Here is a 5,223-nt window from a genome sequence, read left to right as displayed (position 1 = left end):
ACCTGTTTTTCTCGTCTGTTCGCCTCGTCCGGTCGATGTCCGGACGAGCCAGCCGTGTGGTTCGGCTGTAGATGACTGTGCGGCTACGGCGGAAGGTGAAGAAGAGCTTCCGGGCGTCCGACATCGCGCTGGAGAACCGGCTGCCCGTCATCAACCTGGTCGAGTCGGGCGGCGCGGACCTGCCGACGCAGAAGGAGATCTTCATCCCGGGCGGCCGCATGTTCCGCGACCTCACCCGGCTGTCGGCCGCGGGGATCCCCACGATCGCGCTCGTGTTCGGCAACTCCACGGCGGGCGGCGCCTACATCCCGGGCATGTGCGACCACGTCGTCATGGTCAGGGAGCGCGCGAAGGTGTTCCTCGGCGGGCCGCCGCTGGTGAAGATGGCGACCGGCGAGGAGGCCGACGACGAGGAGCTCGGCGGCGCCGAGATGCACGCGCGCGCCTCCGGGCTCGCCGACTACATGGCGGCGGACGAGGAGGACGCGCTGCGCCTCGGACGCCGGATCGTCGCGAATCTCAACCACCGCAAGCTCGGCCCCGCGCCGGGCCCGGTCGAGGAGCCGCTGTACGACGCCGAGGAGCTGGCCGGGATCGTCCCCGAGGACCTGAAGGTCCCCTTCGATCCGCGCGAGGTCATCGCGCGGATCGCCGACGGGTCGCGGTTCGACGAGTTCAAGCCGCTGTACGGGACGAGCCTGGTCACCGGCTGGACGCGCGTCCACGGCTACCCGATCGGGATCCTCGCGAACGCGCAGGGCGTGCTGTTCGGGGACGAGGCGCAGAAGGCGGCGCAGTTCATCCAGCTCGCGAACCAGCGCGACACCCCGCTGCTGTTCCTGCACAACACGACCGGCTACATGGTCGGCAGGGAGTACGAGCAGGCCGGGATCATCAAGCACGGCGCCCTGATGATCAACGCGGTGGCCAACAGCAGGGTCCCGCACATCTCGATCATCATGGGCGCCTCGTACGGGGCGGGCAACTACGGCATGTGCGGCCGCGCGTACGACCCGCGGTTCCTGTTCGCCTGGCCGAGCGCCAAGTCGGCGGTGATGGGGCCGCAGCAGCTCGCGGGCGTCCTGTCCATCGTGGCGCGCCAGGCGGCGCAGGCGCGCGGGCAGGCCTACGACGAGGACCAGGACCGCGCGATGCGGGAGATGGTCGAGGCGCAGATCGAGGCCGAGTCGCTGCCGTTCTTCCTGTCCGGGCGGCTCTACGACGACGGGGTGATCGATCCCCGCGACACCCGGACCGTCCTCGGCCTGTGCCTGTCCGTCGTCCACAACGCCCCCGTGCGCGGCGCCGAGGGCTTCGGCGTCTTCCGGATGTGAGTGTCGAACAATGATCAAAAGAGTGCTGGTCGCCAACCGCGGCGAGATCGCCCGCCGCGTCCTGCGCGCCTGCCGGGACCTCGGCGTCGGGACGGTCGCCGTCCACTCCGACCCCGACGCCGCCGCGCCGCACGTCCGGGAGGCGGACGTGGCCGGGCGGCTGCCCGGCGCGTCCCCGGCGGAGACCTACCTGTCGGTGGAGCGGCTCCTCGCCGTGGCGGAGCGCGCCGGGGCCGACGCCGTCCACCCGGGCTACGGGTTCCTGTCGGAGAACGCGGACTTCGCGCGGGCGGTCGTCGACGCCGGCCTGACCTGGATCGGCCCGCCTACCGAGGCGATCGCCGCGATGGGCTCCAAGATCGAGGCCAAGAAGCTGATGGCCGCGGCGGGCGTCCCGGTGCTGCCCGAGCTCGACCCCGTCCGGGTCGGCGACGCGGACCTGCCGCTGCTGGTCAAGGCGTCCGCGGGCGGCGGCGGGCGCGGCATGCGCGTCGTCAGGACGCTCGAGGAGCTGGAGAGCGCCGTCGCGGGGGCGCGCAGGGAGGCGGAGTCGGCGTTCGGCGACCCGACCGTGTTCTGCGAGCCGCTGCTGGAGGACGCCCGCCACATCGAGGTGCAGATCCTCGCCGACGCGCACGGGACGGTCTGGACGCTCGGCGAGCGCGAGTGCTCCATCCAGCGCCGCCACCAGAAGATCATCGAGGAGGCGCCGTCCCCGGCGGTCGGTCCGGAGCTGCGCGCGCGGCTGTGCGGGGCGGCGGCGAGCGCGGCGCGCGCCATCGGGTACACCGGCGCGGGCACGGTCGAGTTCATGCTGGCGCGCGACGGAGGTTTCTCCTTCCTGGAGGTCAACACCCGGCTCCAGGTCGAGCACCCGGTCACCGAGTGCGTGTACGGGGTGGACCTCGTCCGGCTGCAGATCGAGGTCGCCGAGGGCGCCCGCCTTCCGGCCGCGCCGCCGGAACCGCGCGGTCACGCCGTCGAGGTGCGCCTCTACGCCGAGGACCCCGCGCACGACTGGCGGCCCGCCAGCGGCACGCTGCACACCTTCGAGGTGCCGGGGGCGGACGCCGAGTTCGCCGTGCCGGCGGCGTACGGGCTGCGGCTCGACAGCGGCGTGGAGAGCGGCGCCGAGGTCGGCGTCCACTACGACCCGATGCTCGCCAAGGTGATCGCGTGGGCGCCGTCCCGGGCCGCCGCCGCGCGCCGGCTGGCGGCGGCGCTGCGCGGCGCCCGCATCCACGGCCTCACCACCAACCGCGACCTGCTCGTCCGGATCCTGGAGGAGCCGGGGTTCCTGGACGGCGCCACCGACACCGGCTACCTCGACCGCGTCGGCCTGGACACCCTGGCCGCGCCCCTCGCGGACGAGGCCGCGGTCCGGATGTGCGCGCTGGCCGCCGCGCTCGCCCAGGCGGCCGCGAGCCGGGAGGGCGCCGCGGTGCTCGGCGGCCTCCCGTCGGGCTGGCGCAACGTGCGGTCCCAGCCGCAGCGCAGGACGTTCCAGGGGCCCGGCGGCCCGGTGGACGTCGACTACCGGCTGGACAGGGACGGTCTGACCTCCGAGCTGTGCCCGGGCACGTCGCTGGTGTCCGCCGCTCCGGACCGCGTCGTCCTCGACCGCGACGGCCTCCGCGAGACCTTCGCCGTGACCGCCGCCGGGGACGCGGTGCACGTCGACTCGCGCCTCGGCCCGGTCGCCCTCGTCGCCGTTCCGCGGTTCGCCGACCCGAGCGGCCGGATCGCCCCGGGCTCCCTCCTGGCCCCCATGCCCGGCACCGTCGTCCGCGTCGAGACCGAACCGGGCGCGGACGTCGCCGAAGGGCAGACCCTCGTCGTCCTGGAGGCGATGAAGATGGAGCACCGCATCGCCGCGCCGTCCGCCGGGACGGTCGCCGAACTGAACGTCACCGCGGGGCAGCAGGTCGAGTCCGGCGCCGTCCTCGCCGTCATCGAAGGGACCCCCGAATGAGCTTCGTCGAGACCGAGGAGCGGCGGGCCCTGCGCGCCGCGGTCGCCGAACTGGGCGGCGAGTACGGCTCCTCCTACTACGTGGAGAAGGCCAGATCCGGACAGAAGACCGACGAGCTGTGGGCCGAGGCCGGGCGCCTCGGCTACCTCGGCGTCAACGTGCCGGAGGAGTACGGCGGCGGAGGCGGAGGCATCGGCGACCTCGCCGCCGTGTGCGAGGAGCTGGCGGCCGCGGGCTGCCCGCTGCTGCTCATGGTCGTCTCCCCGGCGATCTGCGCGACGATCATCGCCCGGTCCGGCACCGAGGACCAGAGGAAGCACTGGCTGCCGCGCTTCGCCGACGGTTCGGTGAAGATGGCGTTCGCGATCACCGAGCCCGACGCCGGCTCCAACGCGCACCGCATCACCACCACGGCGCGCCGCGACGGCGACGGGTGGGTGCTGAACGGGCAGAAGACGTTCATCTCCGGCGTGGACGAGTCGGACGCCGTGCTGTTCGTATCCCGCACGCAGGACCAGAAGGGCAACCTGCGGCCGTCGCTGTTCATCGTCCCGACCACCGCGCCCGGGTTCACCTTCACCCCGATCGACATGGAGATCGTGTCGCCGGAGAAGCAGTTCGTCTGCCACCTCGACGACGTCCGGCTGCCCTACGACGCGCTTGTCGGCGACGAGGACGGCGGCCTGCTGCAGCTGTTCGCCGGCCTCAACCCCGAGCGCATCATGGCCGCCGCGATGGGCGCCGGGATCGGCCGCCTCGCGCTCGGCAAGGCGACCGCCTACGCCGCGTCGCGGCAGGTGTTCAGAACGCCGATCGGCGCGCACCAGGGCATCGCGCACCCGCTCGCCGCCGCCAAGATCGAGCTGGAGCTGGCCCGGCTGATGGGGCAGAAGGCCGCGTGGCTCTACGACGAGGGCGACGACGCGGGCGCCGGCGAGGCGGCGAACATGGCCAAGTACGCCACCGCCGAGGCCGCGATCCACTGCGTCGACCAGGCCATCCAGACCCACGGCGGCAACGGCCTCACCACCGAGTACGGCGTCGGGATGCTCGCCGGCGTCGTCCGGCTCATGCGCATCGCCCCGGTCAGCCGCGAGATGATCCTCAACTACGTCGCACAGCACTCCCTGGGGCTGCCCAAGTCCTACTGACCGCTTCGGTGGCGGCGGCGGGGCCGGGCGGCCTAGACTCCTGCCGTTCCCGCGCTTTGATCAAAAATGAAGATCGCGACCTGAGGGACTCACGTGTACGGTCCGCCACCCGTTCCGCCGCCCGCCGCCGAGCCCGTCCCGCACGCGCCGCCGCCTCCCGCCGCGGCCCCGCGCGGCCGCCGTCTGGCGGCCTGGAGCATCGACACCGCCCTGCTCGCCTGCGCCGCGGCCCTCCTCGGCACGATGACGTGGGGACGGCTGAACGGACTCCTCGGTGACGGGCTCTGGGGCGACGCCCTGTCTGCGGCGGGCGGGCTCCTGCTGTCCGGCGGCGACGTCCGGCAGGCCGCCGAGAACTTCGGGACGAGCCTCTGGAACACGGCCGTCAGCGCCGTCGAGCAGGCGCTGCTCCTGCTCATCCTGATCGAGTTCCTGCACCAGTTCGCGGGGCAGGCCTTCGCCGGCCGGACCGTCGGCAAGGCCGTGCTCGACCTGCGCGTGGAGAACGCCAGGTCCGCCAAGTCCCGGGCGCTGCGCCGGTCCCTGGTGACCACGGCGGGCGGCACCGGCCTGTACTGCACCGCGTGGATCCTCCTCCTGCACGGGCTCTTCTTCCTGTCCCTCGTCACCTGGCTGGTCGCCGTCGCGGTGTTCCTGGCCAACAGCGCGCCGACCCTCGTCGGCAAGGCGAGGACGGGCGCGGCCGACATCAACAAGCACTACGGCCCGCCGGGGCCCAACTACCTACTGGACACGACGTGCTGCT

4 protein-coding genes are annotated in these 5,223 nt (G+C 73.1%); all 4 read left to right on the top strand.

Annotated elements, in window-relative coordinates; genetic code table 11:
• The first annotated feature begins 71 nt into the window (after nucleotides 1-71).
• On the top strand, nucleotides 72-1,334 hold the full coding sequence (locus tag AB0C69_RS37655; RefSeq protein WP_360360559.1) for a carboxyl transferase domain-containing protein: 1,263 nt from the start codon (nucleotides 72-74) through the stop codon (nucleotides 1,332-1,334).
• Between the two features lie 10 nt (nucleotides 1,335-1,344).
• On the top strand, nucleotides 1,345-3,306 hold the full coding sequence (locus AB0C69_RS37650) for a biotin carboxylase N-terminal domain-containing protein (protein ID WP_360360556.1): 1,962 nt from the start codon (nucleotides 1,345-1,347) through the stop codon (nucleotides 3,304-3,306).
• A complete protein-coding gene (locus tag AB0C69_RS37645) occupies nucleotides 3,303-4,457 on the top strand; it encodes an acyl-CoA dehydrogenase (RefSeq protein ID WP_345176345.1) in 1,155 nt (384 codons plus the stop codon). The genes AB0C69_RS37650 and AB0C69_RS37645 overlap by 4 nt, the downstream gene beginning before the upstream one ends.
• A 93-nt stretch (nucleotides 4,458-4,550) precedes the next feature.
• A partial coding sequence (locus AB0C69_RS37640; RefSeq protein WP_360360553.1) for an RDD family protein occupies nucleotides 4,551-5,223 on the top strand: 673 nt, incomplete at its 3' end.

Source organism: Actinomadura sp. NPDC048032 (assembly GCF_040653175.1).
Lineage (GTDB): Bacteria > Actinomycetota > Actinomycetes > Streptosporangiales > Streptosporangiaceae > Spirillospora > Spirillospora verrucosospora.
This window is presented reverse-complemented; position numbering and strand designations above follow the sequence as displayed.